The sequence below is a fragment of the Streptomyces sp. NPDC001219 genome (assembly GCF_053597915.1).
Genome location: NZ_JBSFJF010000005.1, coordinates 48405 through 66600, shown reverse-complemented (window position 1 = coordinate 66600; position 18196 = coordinate 48405). Strand labels below are relative to the sequence as shown.

At 73.2% G+C, this 18196-nt stretch carries 16 protein-coding genes and 1 pseudogene; 10 read left to right on the top strand and 7 right to left on the bottom strand.

The window, feature by feature from the left end:
* Nucleotides 1–64: 64 nt before the first annotated feature.
* Nucleotides 65–1378 carry a flavin monoamine oxidase family protein gene (locus ACWC9R_RS04685; protein ID WP_450728933.1) on the top strand — a complete coding sequence of 438 codons (1314 nt, stop codon included), beginning with the start codon at nucleotides 65–67 and terminating at the stop codon, nucleotides 1376–1378.
* Nucleotides 1371–2804 carry an aminobutyraldehyde dehydrogenase gene (locus tag ACWC9R_RS04680; RefSeq protein WP_450728932.1) on the top strand — a complete coding sequence of 478 codons (1434 nt, stop codon included), beginning with the start codon at nucleotides 1371–1373 and terminating at the stop codon, nucleotides 2802–2804. The genes ACWC9R_RS04685 and ACWC9R_RS04680 overlap by 8 nt, the downstream gene beginning before the upstream one ends.
* A 54-nt stretch (nucleotides 2805–2858) precedes the next feature.
* Here ACWC9R_RS04680 and ACWC9R_RS04675 read toward each other — a convergent pair whose 3' ends face one another.
* Nucleotides 2859–3785 (bottom strand): DMT family transporter, encoded by a 927-nt coding sequence (locus ACWC9R_RS04675; protein WP_450728931.1) that lies wholly within the window; start codon nucleotides 3783–3785, stop codon nucleotides 2859–2861.
* Between the two features lie 412 nt (nucleotides 3786–4197).
* Between ACWC9R_RS04675 and ACWC9R_RS04670 the strand changes: the two genes are divergently transcribed.
* The 6 genes from ACWC9R_RS04670 (at nucleotide 4198) to ACWC9R_RS04645 (ending at nucleotide 10398) form a co-directional block, all read left to right on the top strand.
* A complete protein-coding gene (locus ACWC9R_RS04670; RefSeq protein ID WP_450728930.1) occupies nucleotides 4198–5322 on the top strand; it encodes a PP2C family protein-serine/threonine phosphatase in 1125 nt (374 codons plus the stop codon).
* 225 nt (nucleotides 5323–5547) lie between these two features.
* Nucleotides 5548–5733: a hypothetical protein gene (locus tag ACWC9R_RS04665; protein ID WP_393359432.1), complete on the top strand. Its 186-nt coding sequence runs from the start codon at nucleotides 5548–5550 to the stop codon at nucleotides 5731–5733.
* A gap of 276 nt (nucleotides 5734–6009) precedes the next feature.
* Nucleotides 6010–6300, top strand: a complete 291-nt coding sequence (locus tag ACWC9R_RS04660) for a hypothetical protein (RefSeq protein ID WP_450728929.1) — start codon at nucleotides 6010–6012, stop codon at nucleotides 6298–6300.
* Nucleotides 6301–6826: 526 nt separating this feature from the next.
* Complete coding sequence (locus ACWC9R_RS04655; protein ID WP_450728928.1) at nucleotides 6827–8629, top strand: M4 family metallopeptidase; 1803 nt, start codon at nucleotides 6827–6829, stop codon at nucleotides 8627–8629.
* A gap of 126 nt (nucleotides 8630–8755) precedes the next feature.
* Nucleotides 8756–9955, top strand: a complete 1200-nt coding sequence (locus ACWC9R_RS04650; RefSeq protein WP_450728927.1) for an MFS transporter — start codon at nucleotides 8756–8758, stop codon at nucleotides 9953–9955.
* Between the two features lie 50 nt (nucleotides 9956–10005).
* Nucleotides 10006–10398 (top strand): DUF6578 domain-containing protein, encoded by a 393-nt coding sequence (locus tag ACWC9R_RS04645; RefSeq protein ID WP_450728926.1) that lies wholly within the window; start codon nucleotides 10006–10008, stop codon nucleotides 10396–10398.
* An 81-nt stretch (nucleotides 10399–10479) separates the two neighbouring features.
* On the opposite strand, the pseudogene ACWC9R_RS04640 reads toward ACWC9R_RS04645, so the two are convergent.
* Nucleotides 10480–11340 (bottom strand): annotated as a pseudogene (locus tag ACWC9R_RS04640) (cytochrome P450); the annotation flags it as partial.
* A gap of 355 nt (nucleotides 11341–11695) precedes the next feature.
* On the opposite strand from ACWC9R_RS04640, the gene ACWC9R_RS04635 reads away from it, so the two are divergent.
* Nucleotides 11696–12523 (top strand): alpha/beta fold hydrolase, encoded by an 828-nt coding sequence (locus ACWC9R_RS04635; protein WP_450728925.1) that lies wholly within the window; start codon nucleotides 11696–11698, stop codon nucleotides 12521–12523.
* A gap of 31 nt (nucleotides 12524–12554) precedes the next feature.
* Here ACWC9R_RS04635 and ACWC9R_RS04630 read toward each other — a convergent pair whose 3' ends face one another.
* On the bottom strand, nucleotides 12555–13211 hold the full coding sequence (locus tag ACWC9R_RS04630; RefSeq protein WP_450728924.1) for a TIGR03086 family metal-binding protein: 657 nt from the start codon (nucleotides 13209–13211) through the stop codon (nucleotides 12555–12557).
* 52 nt (nucleotides 13212–13263) lie between these two features.
* Between ACWC9R_RS04630 and ACWC9R_RS04625 the strand changes: the two genes are divergently transcribed.
* Nucleotides 13264–13764: a MarR family winged helix-turn-helix transcriptional regulator gene (locus ACWC9R_RS04625; protein WP_450728923.1), complete on the top strand. Its 501-nt coding sequence runs from the start codon at nucleotides 13264–13266 to the stop codon at nucleotides 13762–13764.
* Nucleotides 13765–13864: 100 nt separating this feature from the next.
* Here the strand turns inward: ACWC9R_RS04625 and ACWC9R_RS04620 are convergent, their stop codons facing one another.
* From ACWC9R_RS04620 to ACWC9R_RS04605, 4 genes are all read right to left on the bottom strand, one after another.
* A complete protein-coding gene (locus ACWC9R_RS04620; protein ID WP_362609165.1) occupies nucleotides 13865–14125 on the bottom strand; it encodes a hypothetical protein in 261 nt (86 codons plus the stop codon).
* A 260-nt stretch (nucleotides 14126–14385) separates the two neighbouring features.
* Entirely contained in the window at nucleotides 14386–15708 is a 1323-nt protein-coding gene (locus tag ACWC9R_RS04615) for an MFS transporter (RefSeq protein WP_450728922.1), read from the bottom strand.
* On the bottom strand, nucleotides 15705–16793 hold the full coding sequence (pdxA, locus tag ACWC9R_RS04610) for a 4-hydroxythreonine-4-phosphate dehydrogenase PdxA (RefSeq protein ID WP_450728921.1): 1089 nt from the start codon (nucleotides 16791–16793) through the stop codon (nucleotides 15705–15707). Before pdxA ends, ACWC9R_RS04615 begins: the two co-directional genes overlap by 4 nt.
* Nucleotides 16794–16818: 25 nt before the next feature.
* Nucleotides 16819–18108 (bottom strand): four-carbon acid sugar kinase family protein, encoded by a 1290-nt coding sequence (locus ACWC9R_RS04605; RefSeq protein ID WP_450728920.1) that lies wholly within the window; start codon nucleotides 18106–18108, stop codon nucleotides 16819–16821.
* Between the last annotated feature and the right edge of the window lie 88 nt (nucleotides 18109–18196).

Here is an 18196-nt window from a genome sequence, read left to right as displayed (position 1 = left end):
TCGTCAAACTCCCGCCTGCCCCGCGGCGCCTGGCCCGCCCGCCGACAGCAAAGGAAGCTTCCCCATGAACCACGATGTCATCGTGCTCGGTGCCGGGCTCGCCGGGCTCGCCGCGGCGCGGGACCTGAGCGCGGCCGGTGCCGACGTCCTCGTCCTGGAGGCCCGTGACCGGGTCGGCGGACGCGTCGAGCAGGCCGTGCTGCCCGACGGCCGGCTGGTCCAGCTCGGCGGCGAGGTCGTCGGCCGGGCCCACACCGCCTACCTCGCGCTGGCCGCGGAACTCGGTCTGACCCTCGTCCCCAGCTATGTCGCCGAGCCCGGACGGATGGCGCGGGCCACCGCGGAAGGCGTCTCGGCCGGCGACCCGCCGCACTGGTTCGGCCCCGGCGACGAGGCCTGCCACCGCCAGGTCACCGACGCCTTCGTCCAGCTGGCACGGACCGTGGACCCGCAGGACCCGTGGGCCCATCCGCACGCCGCGGCCCTCGACCGGCTGTCGGTCGGTGCCTGGCTGCGCGGCGAAGGGGCGAGCCCGGCCGTCGTACGGCTCTGGGAGATCGGCCAACTCGCCCTGGCCAGCGGCTCCTACGAGCGCACCTCGCTGCTCGCCGCGCTGCGCAAACACGCCGCCGTCCCCGGCGCCGCCCCCTACACCTACGAGGACTGGGAGGGCCTGCGGGTCGCCGAGGGCTCGGCGACGGTGGCGCTGCGGATGGCCGCCGCACTCGGCCGGCGCATCCGGCTCGAAGCGCCCGTCGAGGAGGTGGCGGTGCGGCCGGGCGGCTGCCGGGTGCGGCTGTCCTGCGGGGAGAGCCTGACGGCGGACGCCGTGGTCAGCGCGCTGCCGGTCGGTCCGCTCCGCTCGGTCGCCCTCACCGGTGTCTCCGCGGCCCGGGTCGCCTCGCTGCACCGTCAGCGGCAGGCCGTCGCCGCCAAGTTCGCCGCGGCCTACGACAAGCCCTTCTGGCGCAAGCTGGACCTCAACGGTCTCTCCGAGTGCGAAGGCGTGCTCGGCAGCACCTGGCCGCAGAGCGAGGGCATCCTCTCCGCGCTGATCCCGCCCGAACGCTACGGCGTCCTGCTGGGTATGCCCGCCCCGGTCCGGGACCACGAACTGCTCTCGGACGTGGCACGTCTCTACGGTGCCGAGGCCTTCCAGCCGTTCACCTCGTATCTGCGCTGGTGGGGCACCGATCCCTGGACCCAGGGGTATGTCACGCAGTGGAACCCCGGTGATGTCACGGCGGTGGGCCCGCTGCACGGCACCCATGAACCGCCCTTCTACGTCTGCGGCTCCGACCAGTGGGTCGCCGGCTACATGGAGGGCGCGGTGCGCACCGGCCGCGCGGCGGCCCGGGAGGTGCTCCGTCATGGCTGACGGCCCCACCCGCGCACCGGTCCGCAACCACCTCGCGGGAACGGACCGCCCGGCGGCCTCCGGCGCGACGACGGACCTGGTCGACCCCGCCACCGGCGCGGTGCACGGCAGCGCGCCGCGCTCCGGCCCGTCCGACACCGACGCGGCCTGCGCCGCCGCGGAGAACGCCTTCGCCCGCTGGTCGCTGACCACCCCCGCCGAGCGGCAGCGGGCGCTGCTGCGGATCGCCGACGCGGTCGAGGAGCACGCGGACGCGCTGGTGGCCGCGGAGGTCGGGGACACCGGCAAGCCGCCGGGGCAGTTCCGCGGCGAGGAACTGCCCGCGGTCATCGACACCTTCCGCTACTTCGCGGGGGCCGCGCGCCGGCTGCCGGGCGCGGCCGCGGCCGAGTACACCGAGGGCCGCACCTCGCTGGAGCGCCGCGAACCGGTCGGGGTCTGCGCCCAGATCACCCCCTGGAACTACCCGCTGATGATGGCCGCGTGGAAGGTCGCCCCGGCGCTCGCCGCGGGCAACACCACCGTCCTGAAACCCGCCGACACCACCCCGTCCGCCACCGCGCTGCTCGCCCGGATCGCCGCCGAGCACCTGCCGCCCGGGGTGCTCAACGTGGTCTGCGGGGACCGCGACACCGGGCGGTCCCTGACGGCGCACCCGGTGCCCCGGCTCGTCGCCGTCACCGGCAGTGTCCGGGCCGGGCAGGAGATCGCCGCCACCGCGGCGGCGGACCTGAAACGGGTGCATCTGGAGCTGGGCGGCAACGCGCCGGTCCTGGTCCATGAGGACGTGGACGTGGCGGCCACCGCGGCCGAACTCGCGGCCGTGGCGTACTACAACGCCGGCCAGGACTGCACCGCGCCCACCCGGTTCCTGGTGCACCACCGCCGCCATGACGCGTTCGTGGCCGCGTTCGCCGCGGCGGCGCGGGCGCTGCGGACCGGGCCGCCCGACGATCCGGCCGCCGACTACGGCCCGCTCAACAGCGCGGCCCAACGGGCCTCCGTACAGGGCCTGTTGAGCCGTCTGCCGGACCATGCCGAGGTGGTGACGGGAGGTACGGCGCCGGAGCGGCCCGGCTGGTTCCATGCCCCCACGGTGGTGGCCGGGGTGCGCCAGGACGACGAGATCGTGCAGGAGGAGATCTTCGGCCCGGTCGTCACGGTGCAGCCGTTCGCCGACGAGGCGGAGGCCCTCCGCATGGCGAACGGGGTCCGGTTCGGTCTGGCGGCGAGCGTGTGGACCGGCGACCACGCGCGTGCGATGCGGGCCACCCGCGCCCTGCACACCGGGATCGTCTGGGTGAACACCCATGGCACCACGGTGTCGGAGATGCCGCACGGCGGGGTCAAGCACTCCGGCTACGGCAGCGATCTGTCCCTCGCCGGACTGCTGGACTACACCCAGGTCAAGCACGTCATGCTGTGAGCCGGCGGCTCCCCGGGCGCGGCCGGGCCGAGGAAGCCCGGTGTCCCGCGGGGCTCAGGTGTCCGCCGCCCCGGGCGCCGTACCGGTGTCGTGTGCGGTGGCCGGCGCCTTGTCCTGGGCCCCTGTCAGGTCCTGGGCCAGGGCGACGCCGGAGAGCAGCACGGCGCCCCACAGGACCAGTCCGACGCCGATCGCCTCGGGGATCAGCCACCAGCCGGTCCGCACCCGCTCGTCGTACAGCGTGACGCCGAGCGACAGGCTGACCAGCGCGTCGCCGAGGGTGAGCACCGGCTGCGAGGCGGTCAGCGGGCCCGACTGCATGGCGTTCTCCAGGAGGAAGATGGCCAGTACGCCGGTGAGCGCGAAACCGTAGGTCTGCCAGCTGCTGAAGAACGCGGCGGGGCCGCCGGTCTGCCAGGCGTGGGTGGCGTCCTTCAGCATGGCCGCGGTGAGGGCGTACCCGACCGCGGTCGCCCCGGCGAAGCAGGCGGCCCGTACCCCGCCCGCCCCGCGGCGGAGCGCGGCGACGACCGCCGTGGCCATCACCCCGGCACAGACCACCAGGGCGGGCACCCAGCGGTCGAAGGGGGCGTGGGTGGTGCCGATGGTGGGCGCGGCGGCGGCGAGGGCGGAGCCGAGGCCGACGACGAGCAGGGCCACACCGGTCCAGCCGGTGCGGGAGATCTGCCCGCCCAGGAGGACCCGTCCGATGAGCAGGGCGAGGGGCAGTTCGAGGACGAAGAGGGGCTGGACCACCGACAGTGCGCCCTGCGACAGCGCCAGCGCCTGGAAGCAGGCCGCGGCGACGACCGCGAGCATCCCGCCGATCCAGACGGCACGGTGCAGCAGGTCGACGAGCAGGCCGAGGCGCAGTCCGGCGGAGAGCGGGACCGTACGGGCGGCGCGCCGCTGGAGGACCGTGGCCAGCGCGTTGCTGGCCGCCGCGAGCACTGCGAACAGTACGGCCGGCCACGTGGCCACGGCCCACCTCCTCGTCGGCCGCCCCGGGCTCCTGAGCGGGGCCCGCACCGCGCCCGGGCGGGCGGCGGGGGCGGCGCTGTTCTGGGGCCCGACGCTATCCGGCGGCCGGCGGGGACCGCCCGGCGACACGGGCGCCGGGGGGCCGCATTCGCTGAGCCGGGCGGATGCCTACCGGGTGCCGGGGCGGCCGCGTCCGGGGGGCCGGGCGGCCGCTTCCCAGGGCTGGGAGGCCGGGCGGACCGCCGGGCGGCCTCCCAGCGGCCACTGACCGGGTGCCCGTCGACGCCCACCCCGATTCACGCGGTATAAAACAGTGCAAAACAGGCATATTCCTGCTAGGGCCCGTCCGTCCATGATCCGCCGGACAGGCCCTGGCCGACATGGACCGCTGGACCGCTGGTCAGGAATGCCTATGCCCTCCCCCTCCCCCCGATGGCCCCGATACGTCGAGTTCGCCCCGAGCGTCCTGGTCGCCGGAGGCCTCGTCTGGGACGCGTTCTCACCGGCCGACTACTGGGGCGACCCGATGCTGACCGCGGCCAGCGTGACGGCCGGTGCGCTGTTCTCCCTGCGGCACACCGTGGCGATCGGCATCGCCATCGTCGGCGGGGTCTTCGCGCTGACGGTGAAGGACGGCACCGCCGGCGACATCGTGGGGTATCTGGAGCTGATCAACACCCTGTTCGCCGCGCTCATGGGGGTCGGCGTCAACCGGGTGATCGCCCGCCACGGACGCCATCTGGACGTGGTGCGCACGGTGGCGGAGGCCGCCCAGCGCGCCGTGCTGCCCGCACCGCCGGAGCGCGTCGGCCCGCTGGCCATCGCCGCCCGCTACCAGGCCGCCCAGAGCGAGGCCCGGATCGGCGGGGACGCCTATGCCGTCCAGCGGACCCCGTTCGGCGTCCGGCTGCTGATCGCCGATGTGCGCGGCAAGGGCCTGGGCGCGGTGAGCGCGGTGTCGGTGCTGCTGGGCGCGTTCCGCGAGGCCGCCGAGGAGGAGCCGGACCTGCCGACGCTGGCCGACCGGATGGAGCGCGCCCTGCTGCGGGAGAGCGAGAACACCTCCGAGGAAGACCGGCTGGAGGGCTTCATCACGGCCCTGATCTGCGAAGTCCTCCCTGGAGCCGCCGGTCTGCGGATGCTGAACTGCGGCCACCCGGTGCCCTACCTCTGCCACGGCGACCAGGTACACGCCCTGGAGGACGCCGAACCGGGGCTCCCCCTGGGGATGGGCACCCTGGGGCTGGAACGGACCCGCCCGGCCGACCGGCCGTTCCCGGCGGGCAGCACCCTGCTGCTGGTCACCGACGGGGTGACGGAGGCCCGGGACCACTCCGGACGGTTCTACGATCCCGAGACCCAGCTGGCGGGCCACGGCCCGTTCCGGGGACCGCAGGACGTGATCGACCGCCTGGTGCGGGACGTCGAGCACTGGACCGGCGGCCCGCGCGACGACGACATGGCGGTCCTCGCGCTCACCCGGCAGGCGGAGGGCGGGAGACGGATTCCCCTCAAGGCAAGCAGCTACAGCCGCTGACCCCGGAGGGGGACACCAAGACCCACCGCTCCCGTGCGCCGCTCCTCGGCGGCCGTGAATTCCCGTCAGCACTCCGCACCCGCCGCCACTTTGCGCCTTTTCCTTCCCCCTTGGGGAATTTCGTCGTGTGCTGCCGAGAATCCGGGGCGGGAGGTGAGATGATCAGTCAGACCATCAGCATCCGCACCGAGCGACTCCCCCGCTCCCGCGCAGATGGGAGTTGATGTGTCCGACAACAGATCAACCCTGCTGAGTCAGCGCGCCGCCGTCATCTTCCTCCTCGGCGCCCTCGCCGCCATCGGCGCCGGCGTGCTCACCCTCCTCAACGGCGGCACCCCGGCTTCCGCCACCCTCGTCGGCGGCGCCTCCTTCGGTGCGGCCGTCACCTTCTTCCATACGGTCATCGACTGAGCCTCCTCTCAGTCGAGCCCCATGCACCCGGCAGGCCCCGGCGGGCCTGCCGGAACACGGACCGCGACCGTCCGGGCGCCGACAGCCCTCCCGCCACGTCCTTCATCGAGTGATATTTGAAGGTTCAGTGATGGCGGGTTCCGGTGCCCGGACCGCTCCCGGCGATCCGAGCGGAATCCGTGCCGCCGCATGCGGTGCGCCCCCGCACCTCCAGTGCCAGACTTGAGGGACCGCGCCCGGCTGCCGGCCGAGGCCCTTGCCGCCGAGGGGAACATCATGACCTGGGCATCTTGGACCACAGTGGGAATCCACGCCCTACCCGGCGCCGTTCGCACCACGGAGATCGGCGTGATCAACGGCGACCTGACCATACACACCACCTGGTCGGAGAACCTGGCTCATGTAGCTGTGCAGTACACCGGGGCGTCGGACTGGTACACCATGGCCGGCAGTCCCGTCCCGTGCGATTCCGAAGAGGCCAGCCGCACCTTCCACCAGGCCGTCGTCGAGGCTGTACGCGGCGGCGAGCGGGCCGACGCCTCCCTCGACGAACTCTTCCCCCGCTAGGTCATCGCCCTGACCTCCGCCGGCCCCGACCCGGCCGGCCCGGCACGCGCCACCGCGCCGCAGCCGCCGGCTCCCCCGCACCCTCTCGCCGCCCGCCCGAGCCGTACACCTGACCCGCAGACCTGACCCGCGGACCCGAGCGGCGATGCGGGTGACCCGACGCCCGTCAGCGCGGGCCGGATGACATTGGCCATCCGGCCCGCGCTGACGGCTGTGCGGAGTCGGCGGACCCACCCCCGCCCGTCCCGGTAGCAGATCAAATTTCCGCCCGTCTTCCGGGCAACCATTTCGCGCCACCCCATGTCTCCTCAGTTAGACCACAGTTGGTCACCTGTTGGCTACTTAAAGCTGACCAATTGTTAAATTTCGCCCATGGATCTCGATTCCTGATCATTTCTCTTTACATGCCCATGCCAGACATACCAGGGTTTGCGCGGGGCCCCGCGGCCCCCGCGGTGCACAACAGCACCGCGCGTACGGGCGGTTGGTGAGCCGACCGCCCCCGCAGCGCTAAGGACCCACATCAGTGCGTAGACCCCACATACGCAGACACCGCCTGGCCATCGCGGTCGCCGTGACGACGGCCGCCACCCTCACCGCGGGTGTGGCAGGCAGTGCCTCCGCGACCCCGCCGGCCTCGCCGGTGACTGCTTCCTCCTCAACTCCCGCCTCCCAGAAGGTGGTTGACACGGCCCGTGCCGCCGCCTACGCGCACGGCGAGGCCACCGGAGTCAGCAAGAAGGACACGCTCGAAGCCACCGACACGCTCGTCGACCCGGACGGCCGGCAGCATGTCCGCTTCATCCGGACCCACCGCGGCATGCCGGTGCTCGGCGGCGACCTCGTCGTCCACCTGACCGCCAAGTCGGCGTACGAGGGGGTGACCCGGGCCTTCCGCCACCAGGTCGACATGAACGGCACCAAGCCGAAACTGTCGGCCGGAGAGGCCCGGACGAAGGCCGCCGCCGTGGGCAAGGGCGAGGCCGGCGACGCCGAACTCGTCGTGGACGCGCGCAACGGCCGTACCAAGCTGGCCTACCAGGTGCAGGTGTCCGACAGCCGGACCGCCGAGTCCGGTGGCACCCGTACGGTCGTCCTCGACGCGGCGTCCGGCACGGTGCTCAGCAACGTCCAGGCCGACGACTCGTTCCTGTCCCCCGGCCTCCAGCGCAAGCTGCGCGCGCGGGGCGAGCGGCTCAACCCCGCGACCGGGCTGTTCACTCCTGCCGCGCCCGTCACGGAGAAGGCGGCGAAGCCCGGATACCCGGCCGCGGCCAAGGGCACCGGCGCGTCCTTCTTCGTCGGCAGTGTGCCGCTGTCCACCACCCGGACCGGCAAGAAGTCCTACGTCCTCAAGGACTCCACCCGCGGCAACACCGAGACCCGGGACGCCCGCGACAAGGAACTGGACAAGTTCAGCAGCGGCAAGCCGTTCACCAGCACCACCAACCGCTGGGGCAACGGCACCACGAGCAACCGGGCGACCGCCGCCGTCGACGCCCAGTACGGCGTCGCCAGCACCCTCGACTTCTACAAGAAGACCTTCGGCCGCAAGGGCATCAAGAACGACGGCCGCGGGGCGCGCGCCCTGGTGCACTTCGGCAACAAGGTCGGCAACGCCTTCTGGTCGCCCAACTGCGGCTGCATGCTCTACGGCGACGGTGACGGCCGGACGTTCGCCAAGCCGCTGGTCGTCCTGGACGTCACCGGCCATGAGCTGTCCCACGGCGTCGTCGACGCGACCGCCAACCTCCAGCCCACCCGGGTGGACATCGAGGGCAACCAGTTCGGCGAGCCCGGCTCGCTGAACGAGTCGCTGGCGGACATCTTCGGCAGCGCGGTCGAGTTCGCGACCAACAACCCGAAGAACCCGCCGAACTACCTGCTGGGCGAGAAGCTGGGCCTCGACCAGAAGTTCCTGCGCCGTCTGGACAAGCCGTCCCTCGACAAGCTCGAAGGCGCGGTCGACTACTGGTCGAAGGCGTCCTACGACACCGAGGTGCACGCCGGTTCCGGTGTCTCCTCGCACGCCTACTACCTGCTCGCCGAGGGCAGCGGCAAGAAGACCATCGGCGGTGTCACCTACAACTCGCCGACCTACGACCGCTCCAAGGTGACCGGCATCGGCCGGAGCAAGGCCACGGCGATCTTCTACCGGGCGCTCACCCGGTACATGGTCTCCACGACCGACTTCCACGACGCCCGGGTCGCGACCCTGCGCGCGGCCAAGGACCTGTACGGCGCCAAGAGCACCGAGTACAAGACCGTGGACAAGGCCTGGGCGGCCGTGAACGTGAAGGCGTCCAACACGCCCTCCGCCAAGCACTGATCCGCCCCGCACCGGACACAGCGTGGTGCCCCCGCCGACCGCGGGGGCGCCACGCCCGTCCGTTTCCGGGCCCGGTCCCTCCAGTGGGCCTCGACGGCACGGCCACGGAAGCCTACGTTTGAGGCCATGATCATCGATCGCACCGGCGGGACCCGGCGGCTCGGCTATCCGGCGGCGGCAGGCGTGTTCGCCGTCGGCATGGCCGGGACGACGCTGCCCACCCCGCTGTACGGGCTCTACCGCGCCCAGCTCGGGTTCTCCGAGCTGATGGTGACCGTGGTCTTCGCCGTGTACGCCCTCGGGGTGATCACGGTCCTGCTCCTGGCCGGCAATGTCTCCGACGAGGTCGGGCGGCGGCCGGTGTTGCTGTGCGCGCTGGGTCTGTCGGCGGCCAGCGCGCTCTGTTTCCTCTTCGAGGGCGGGCTGCCGATGCTGCTGCTGGGGCGGGTGTTGTCCGGCTTCGCCGCCGGGCTGTTCAGCGGCGCCGCCACGGCGGCCGTGCTGGAACTCGCCCGGCCCGGCCAGGAAGCGCATGCGGGGTTCGCCGCCACCGCCGCGAACATGGGCGGCCTCGGCTGCGGCCCGCTGCTGTCCGGGCTCCTGGCCCAGTACGCGCCGTGGCCGCTGGCCCTGCCGTTCCTGGTCCATCTCCTGCTGCTGGCCGGGGCGGCCGTGGTGACCTGGTTCCTGCCGGAGACCGCAGGCTCGCCGCACCGCCCCCGGAGGCTGCGGCCCCAGGGACTTCGGCTCCCGCCCGAAGTGCGGGGCGTCTTCGCCCCGTCGGCCGTCGCCGCGTTCGCCGGGTTCTCCCTCCTGGGGCTGTTCACCGCGGTCGCGCCGAGCTTCGTCGGGGAGACGCTCGGGGTGCACAACCTGGCCGTCGCCGGACTGATCGTCTTCACCGTGTTCCTGGGCTCCACCGCCGGGCAGTCCCTGACGGCACGGGTCGGCGTCCGCAGGGCGCTGCCGGGCGGCTGTCTGGTGCTGGTGCTGGGCCTGTCGCTGGTGGCCACCTCGCTGGCCCTGACCTCGCTGCCGCTGCTGGTCATCGGCGCGGTGTGCGGCGGCGTCGGCCAGGGCCTGGCGTTCCGGGCCGGACTCACCACCGTGGGCCACGCGGCACCGCCCGAGCACCGCGGCGGCACCATCTCGGCCTTCTTCCTCGTCGCCTATCTCGGCATCTCGCTGCCGGTGGTCGGGGTCGGCGCGCTCGCGCAGGCGCTCGGCCTGCGCGACGCGGGCCTGACCTTCTCCGCCTGTGTCATCGCGCTCGCCATCACCGTCGGCCTCTACGTCCTGCGGCACCCGCCGGCCGAGGAGGACTGAAGGTGCCGGAGTCCCTGCCGAGGGCGTACCCCTCCGGGCAGAATCACCGTATGAACCTCACGGTCTGGCTCGACGACTGGCAAATGCAGTGCTGCGGCGACCCGTTCAGCATCGGCTCCGAGGTGTCGTGGACGCTGATCGACCCCGACAAGGAGTGGCTGGCGGACGTCCTCGGCGCCGAGACCGCCGCCACGGTGGACGCCGCCGAGGATCACCATGTCGACGCTCCGGAGGGGGCCGCCCCCACAGTCGCCACCGTCACCGCCATCAGCGCGGTGCACTGCCGGTACGCGCCCCGCCCCGGCGACCCGGAGGGGACGCGGTACGTGGTGCCGGATTCGGGCACGCTCACCGCCCTGACGTCCGCGAGGCGCTGGGTGGCCGCCCGTGACGGCCGGGAGTTCGCCGGCTACCTCGTCGGACTCGACGTGGCCGGGCAGTGAGGCCGCCGGCCGGACAGGGCCGCGCTCCCGTCGGGCACGGAAGAGGTGACGGCGGCACGGCGGGTGTGACGCCTCGTCACCTCAAGCCCGCACGGCTCCCTCGTCCACCGGCCTCAGCCGCACCCGCAGCCGCTCCGGTCCCCGTGTGAAGACCCCGGCGTCGGCGGGCGCCGCGCCCGCCGCGAAGTCCATCGCGGGAAACGCGTCGAGCAACTGCCGGGCCGCCACCTCCACCTCGGTCTTCGCCAGCAGCGCGCCTACACAGAAGTGCCGCCCGAGCGCGAAGGCGACGTGGTCGGCGGCGGCGCTGAAGGCGGTGGCGGGTGTCAGGTCGGCGCGGTGGATGTCGAAGGTGTCAGGCCGGGTGTACTGGCGCTCATCGCGGTTCGCGGCGCCGATCAGACAGGTGACGGTGGCTCCCGCGGGGACGGTGCCGCCGCTGAGGGTCACGTCGGCGGCCGGCTGCCGCATGATCATCTGGACCGGCGGGGTGTAGCGCAGGGTTTCCGCGAAGGCCGCGGGGATCAGCGACCGGTCGTCGCGTACCGCGGCGAACTGGTCCGGGTGGGCCAGCAGATTGCGGAACAGGGCCGCGAGGGCCTTGTCCGTGGTCTCGCCGCCGGCGGCGAGCAGCAGGCTGACGAACGACGTGATGTCCTGGTCGTTCATCCGGGTGCCGTCGACCTCGGCGGTGCAGAGCGTGGAGAGCAGATCGTCGCCGGGGGCGGCCCGCCGTTCGTGGATCACGGGGCGCAGATAGGCGGCGAGCTCCTGGCCGGCGCGCCGGCCGGCGTCCGCGACCGCGGGGTCCTTGGCCAGGTTGGCCAGGAAGCCGACGACGGAGCCGTACCAGTCGTGGAAGCGGTCGTGGTCGGCCCGGTCCAGCCCGAGCATGTCGACGATCACGTTGACCGGGAAGCGGGTCGCGAACCGCGCCACGAGACAGGATGTCGGGCGGCTGCGGGCGGGTGGTCACCACACGTCCTCGGCTTCCCCGGGCGGACATCGGGCCCGGACGACGGTGGCACGGGCGGCTGTTGACGCTAGGGCACGGCCCCGTACCCGTCCAGAGCGCACCGGTCGCCCGGGGCCACCCGCCCGGTCCGGATGCGCGGCAGCGGCGGGCGCCACCCGGATGGTGGGCCGCCGTCACTCCCCTGCCTCTCCGGGCACGCCCCCGCGGCGCGGGCCGGAAACGCTGGGAGCCGCACGCCGCCTCCTCCCGCCCCTCCCCGGCGCCGTCCCCTCGGCCCGCCTCCGTACTCCGGCTGAACGAGAGAAGAGGACCGACCACCCCATGGGCACCCTCACCACGACCGACGGCACGGAGATCTTCTACAAGGACTGGGGAACCGGCCGTCCCGTCGTGTTCAGCCACGGCTGGCCGCTCAACGCCGACGTCTGGGACGACCAGATGCACCTGGTCGCCGCGCACGGATACCGGGCGGTCGCCCACGACCGCCGGGGCCACGGCCGCTCCGGCCAGCCGTGGCAGGGCAACGACATGGACACCTACGCCGACGATCTGGCGCAGCTGATGGAGGCGCTGGACCTGCGGGACGCGGTGCTGGTCGGGCACTCCACCGGCGGCGGTGAGGTGGCCCGCTACATCGGCCGGCACGGCACCGGCCGGGTGTCCGGGGCGGTGCTGCTGAGCGCGGTCCCGCCGCTGATGCTCAGGACCGAGGCGAACCCGGAGGGGCTGGCGCGCGAGGTCTTCGACGGCATCCGGGCCGGTGTCGCCGGCGACCGCTCGCAGTTCTACCGGGACCTCAGCGAGCCCTTCTACGGTGCCGACCGGAACGGGTCCGCCGTCTCCCGGGGCGTGCGCGACGCCTTCTGGATGTGGAGCATGCAGGTGGGCCTGAAGGGGGCGTACGACTGCGTCAAGCAGTTCTCGGAGACCGACTTCACCGAGGACCTCAAGCGGTTCGACGTCCCGACCCTGATCATCCATGGTGACGACGACCAGATCGTGCCCTTCGTGGCCGCCGGCCAGAAGTCGGCGAAGCTGGTGCCGGGCGCCACGCTCAAGATCTACCCGGGCGCACCGCACGGCCTCACGGCGGTCGGCTCGTACAAGGACGACTTCCACACCGATCTGCTGGCCTTCCTCCAGCGCTGATCCCCCGGGCGGCCGGGACCGTCCGCCGCGCTCAGCCGGGGGTGCCGTGCTCCGGGCGGCGCCAGTGCGGCGAGCGGCCGAGCGCCGTCAGAATCTGCGCCAGGGTGTCCGCGTCCTCGCCGGCCGGCAGGCCGGGCCGGAAGGCGCTGTCCGGGGCGAGCCGGAAGTCGCCGTCCGGGACGGCGCGGGCTATCGGCAGGGCGGCCCGCAGGAGTTCGGCACCCGGGGCGTACGCGAGGTCGAGGGTGCGGGCGACGTCCCAGCTGTGCACCACGTAGTCGATGAGGTGGAAGCCGATCGCACGGACGGCGGGGAAGGTGCGGTCGGCACTGAACTCGGGGAGGGCGCAGGCCTGATCCGGACGCTCCACTGCCGCGAAGGCGGCGAGGACGCTCTCGGCCGCGGCGGTGTACTCCCGGACGGGGTCCGGGCCGGGCTGCCGGACCGTCCAGTGCGCCCGGTCCTGTCCCTTGCCCAGCGCCGCCGCCGCGAAGCCGTGGTGCTGGGCCGTCATATGGGCGAGCAGATCGGCCAGGGTCCAGGCCGAGCAGGGTGTCGGCCGGGAGAGGTCGCCGGGGGTCACCCGGCGGATCAGGGTCACGCTGTCCCGGACCGCCTCGGCGTGGAGCCGCCGGAGGCGGGCGAAGTCGGTGTGCGCGGCGGACGCGTCCGCGATATTCGTAGGCATGTGCTTACGATCAGCTCCAGCACATGAATTGTCAACGGGTATTTTCTTGCCCATGGCCGAGAACGCAGCCGACAGGGGCACCACATCCGGAGGGCGGCCGGCCCGTCCCGACCTGGCGGCGATGGTCGTACCCCTGGGCCGTGCGCTGATGGCGGCCGAGCAGCCGGTGCTCGACGCACACGGCCTGACGATGTGGGCCTACTCGGTCCTGCTGTACCTCGACGAGACCCCGATCCGTACGCAGGCCGCGCTGGCCGAGGCCATCCGGGCGGACAAGACCCGCATCATCGCCGTGCTGGACGATCTGGAGACCCGGGGGCTGATCCGCCGTCAGCCGGACCCCGGGGACCGCCGGGTGCGACTGTTGTCCCTCACCACCGAGGGGCGGCGGCTGCGGGACGCGACCCAGGCCTCGATCCAGGAAGGGGAGGAACGGCTGCTCGCCCGACTTCCCGCCGCCGATCGCGCCGTGCTCGTGAGGGCGCTGCAGACCCTGTCCGGGCTGCCGGAGCTGGCCCCGCGGAAGCCCGGCCGGGGCGCGGGGCGGACCTGAGACGCGAACGGGCCGCGGAGCGCGGCCCGGACATGCCGCCGGTGCCGGCCGAACGGACCTGAGGTCGCGTCGGCCGGCACCGGCAGGAAGAGCTTTTCGGTCAGCGACGACGGCCGTTGTCGTCGCCCCAGCCCCAGCCGCCCCTCTCGCAGCCCTCGCTGAAGACCGGGCCGACGTGGTCGAGCACACCCGCGGAGAGCCAGCAGGACGCGTGGTGGCCGTGGCCGTGGTGGTGCTTGTGGTGGTGGTGATGACGGTCCTTGCTGACCTTGCCCATGTTGCAGGCCAGGGCGGCGCTCGCACCGCCCATGACGATGGTGGTGGCCAGGGCGCTGGCTGCGATCGCGGCGCGGATGCGCATGTCTGCTCCTCGAGAGGATCAAAGGGGTAATTCGACCTTTCCAGGATTCACTTTCACGGAACCTCCCAAAACCCGACACGTCGTGAATTGGGCAAGTTGGAGTAAATGATCACCCCGCCAGGCTCTCCCCCCGGCGCCGGGATATCGCCGCACCCCAGGGAAAGCGGCAGAACGGCAGCGCTCCCGCCGACGAGCTCGGCGGGAGCGTCACTCCGCACATCCTGCGCAGGGGGAACTGACGGCCTCTCGGGCGAGGGCCCTCAGGAGCCTTCCGCCGGTTGCCCGGACAGCTGACGTTCACGTACGGACCGGGGGCCGGTGCGCAGCCCCAGTGTCACCAGTGCCACGGCCATGGCGAGGAAGCCGGAGAGGACGGCGAAGCCGGTGAGGCTGGAGCCGGTGGCGTCGGTCAGCCAGCCGACCAGATAGGGACCGGCGAACCCGCCGAGGTTTCCCAGGGCGTTGATCAGGCCCATGGCCACGGCCACCACCTCGAAGCGCAGCAGCTGACCGGGGATCGCCCAGAACGGACCGTAGGGCGCGTAGACCGCGGCGGCCGTCACACAGAGCAGCAGCATCCGGGGCAGGGCGCCGTCCACGGTCTGTCCCAGCAACAGCGCCACGATGCCCACGACGAGCGGGACGGCCACCGCCTGGCGCCGTCTGCCGGTGCGGTCGGACCAGACGGCGTTGGCGATCATCACGGCCAGGGCGACCGTGAACGGGATCGCGGTGAGCAGCCCGACCTCGGTGGACGACCCGCCGTGGGTCAGCTCCTTGATGACCGAGGGCAGCCACAGGTTGAAGCCGTAGAAGCCGGTGATCCAGAAGAAGTAGACACCGATGAGGACGAGGACCGGCTTCTGCCGGACGGCGTCGAGGTACGAGCCGCTGCCCGCCGGCGGCTTCGCGGCCTCGTCGGCGGCGAGCGCCCGCGCCACGTGGTCGGCCTCGGCACGGGAGATCCACCGGGCCTGCTCGGGGCGGTCGGCGACCGCGAACCACCAGACCACCGCCCACACCAGGGGCGGCACCCCTTGCAGCACCAGCACCCAGCGCCAGCTCGCGTGGTCGAGCATCCACCCCGACAGCGGCGCCATGAACACCGAGGAGAGCGGCAGGCAGGCCATCCACAGGGCGTTGGCACGGGCCCGCTCGCGCAGCGGGAACCACGAGGCGAGCAGGATGAGGACGGCCGGCCAGACACCGCCCTCGAAGAAGCCCAGCACGAACCGGGCCGCGTAGAACTGCGACTTGGTCTGGACGAGACCGGACAGCGACGCGGCCAGCCCCCACGCCACCATGAGGAGGAGGACGGTCTTCCGGGCGCTCCAGCGCTGGGCGAGGATCGCGGCCGGGATCTGCAGGAAGACATAGCCGACGAAGAAGATGCCGCCGACCATGCCCTTGTCGGCGTTGGACAGCTCCAGCTCGCCGTGCATGTAGGGGAGGATGACGGAGACGTTGTTCCGGTCGAGATACGCCAGCATGTACATGATCGCGGCGACCGGGATGACATACGCCCAGCGCTTGGCGGGGACCGCTGCCGAGGCCGGCTGCGGGATCGGTCCGGTCTCCGTCACCGGCCGGCCCCCGTTCCGTACGCGGCCCGGATGCGGTCGGTGAAGCGGCTGAAGTCCGCGGCGGCGCGGAAGGCCGCGGCCATCGTGCCGTGCGAGGCGCGGCCGCTGCCCGCGATGTCGAAGGCGGTGCCGTGGTCGACGGAGGTCCGCAGGACCGGCAGGCCCACGGTGACGGACACGGTGCCGTCGAAGTCGACGGTCTTGGCGGGGATATGGCCCTGGTCGTGGAAGTGCGACAGCACTCCGTCGAAGCGCCCTTCGAGGCCCTGGTGGAAGACCGAGTCGGCGGGGACCGGCCCCACGACGCCGAGGCCCTCGGCGGCCGCCTTCTCGACCGCCGGGCGCAGCACGGTGATCTCCTCGTCGCCGAAGTGGCCGCCCTCGCCGCCGTGCGGATTGATCGCGGCGACGGCGAGCCGGGGCTCGTCATGGCCGAAGACGCGCAGCGCGGTGGTGGCGTGCCGGACGGCGGCCGTGACCCGCTCCTCGGTGATCTGGTCGAGCGCCTTGCGCAGCGACACATGGCGGGTGGTGAAGAAGATCTTGAGGCCGCGGACCACGAACATGGTGTCGAAGTGCGCGGCGCCGGTGAGTTCGCCGAGCATCTCGGTGTGGCCGAGGTGCTGCGAACCGGCCGCCCAGATGGCCTCCTTGTTGATCGGCGCGGTGACGATGCCGTCCACCTCACTGGCCAGCGCGGCACGGGTCGCGGCCTCGATCGCGGCCACGGCGGAGCGGCCCGCCACCGGGTCGACGGTGCCCCAGGGCAGGTCGGCGGGGGCGATACCGAGGTCGAGCACATCGATGGTGCCGGGCTCGAACCGTGCCTCGCCGGGCGCGCCGACGGCGTTGACCTCGACGTCCAGGCCGCAGACGGCGACGGCGCGGCGCATTACGGCGGCGTCACCGACGGCGAGCCCCCGGCCGAGTGCGCCGATGGCCGGGTCGGCGAGGGTGCGGGCGGTGATCTCGGGACCGATGCCGACGGGATCACCGAGGGTGACGGCCAGGAGCGGCGGCGGGCCGCCGCCGTCCGGCCGGTGCCGGCCGGTCCGGGGGCCGGACGCGTGCTGAGGGTCGGTCATGGGAGCGCCTTTCGGGGTGCGGTGTTCAGGTCGTGCGCACGGAGGGGCCGGGGGCGTGCCGGGTGCAGACCGCGCGCAGGTGCTCCAGGCAGGCGCGCGCGGCGTCGGGGCCGCCGATCAGGCCGCCCTTCGTCGCGAAGGGCAGTCCGTCGTGGGCGCCGCCGACCAGGTGTCCGGCGATGGCGAGCGGGAGCACCTCGGTCTCGATGGCGAAGCCGTCGGCGCCCAGGGCGGAGGTGACCGCCGCGGCGACGTCGCCGCCGGAGGCGTACAGCCCTCCGGGGCACAGTTCGGTGACCGCCCGGCGGGCGATGTCGGCGAGCGCGCGCAGGATGCGGGCCGCGGCGTCCGGGTCGGGCACGGAAGCGGCCGCGCCCGGCGGCCCGGGGGCGACCCGGACGCCGAGCACCGCGGCCCCCTCCCCCACCGCCGTGCGCAGTGCCGCCAGCACCCGGCCGGGGTCCGGTGCGGCGGGGTCGAGATCGGCCCAGCGGGCGCCGAGCGCGGTTTCGGTGCGGGCGAGCTGGGTGTGGGTGCGGTCCGTGCGGCTGCCGACGACCGCCAGGACGGGGGCGGGTGCGCCGCCCTGGGGCCGCAGGCCGAGTTCGGCGGCGAGGGCGGCACCGAACGGTCCGGAGTCCAGCGCGACCCAGCGGACGCCGTCCTCGGCGGCGAGGCGGGCCGCGGCCGCGGCGACCGTGCGCAGATGCGCGTTCTCGGTGGCGTCGCAGACCACGATGTCGGCCGGGCTCTCCCGCAGCGCCGCGGCCACCGCGCCGGGGCCCCGTTCCACCACGTCCAGGGCCAGTTCGCCGGTGCTGCGCCTGCTCTGTGCGCCCAGCACGGCCGCGACCCGCGCATCCCGGACGGGGTCGAAGGGGTCGTTGGCCACGGCCGTCCGGGTCAGCGGTACGCCGTCGACAAGATGCAGACCGCCCACCGTGCTCCGGCCGGCGTCGGGGAAGGCGGGGACGGCCAGGGTCCGTATCCGGGCCGCGGGCTCGCGGGCGGCGAGGACGTCGGCCACCGCGTCGAGTTCGCTGCCGGGGTTGCCGCGCAGGGTGGTGTCGACGCGCTTGACGACGAGGGGCACCGTGCCCGTGGCCTCGGCGGCGGCCCGTACGGCCGCGTAGGCGCGGGCGGGGCTCCAGTGCCGCGAGGCGGTGTTGACGACGAGGACGTCCACCCGGTCCGCGTAGCGCGCGGCCCGGGCGAGGTCGCCGACGGTGACGGCGCGCAGCCCGAGTCGCGCGTAGAGCGCGCCGGTCGCGTTGCTGCCGGTGAGGTCGTCTCCGATGACGAGCACCTGGGCCACCCGGTCTCCTCCCGTCGGCTTCGGTGCCGGCTTCGGCTCCGAAGTGACCGAACCACGCAATTTTTGTTGCGCGGTTCACGCAATTCAG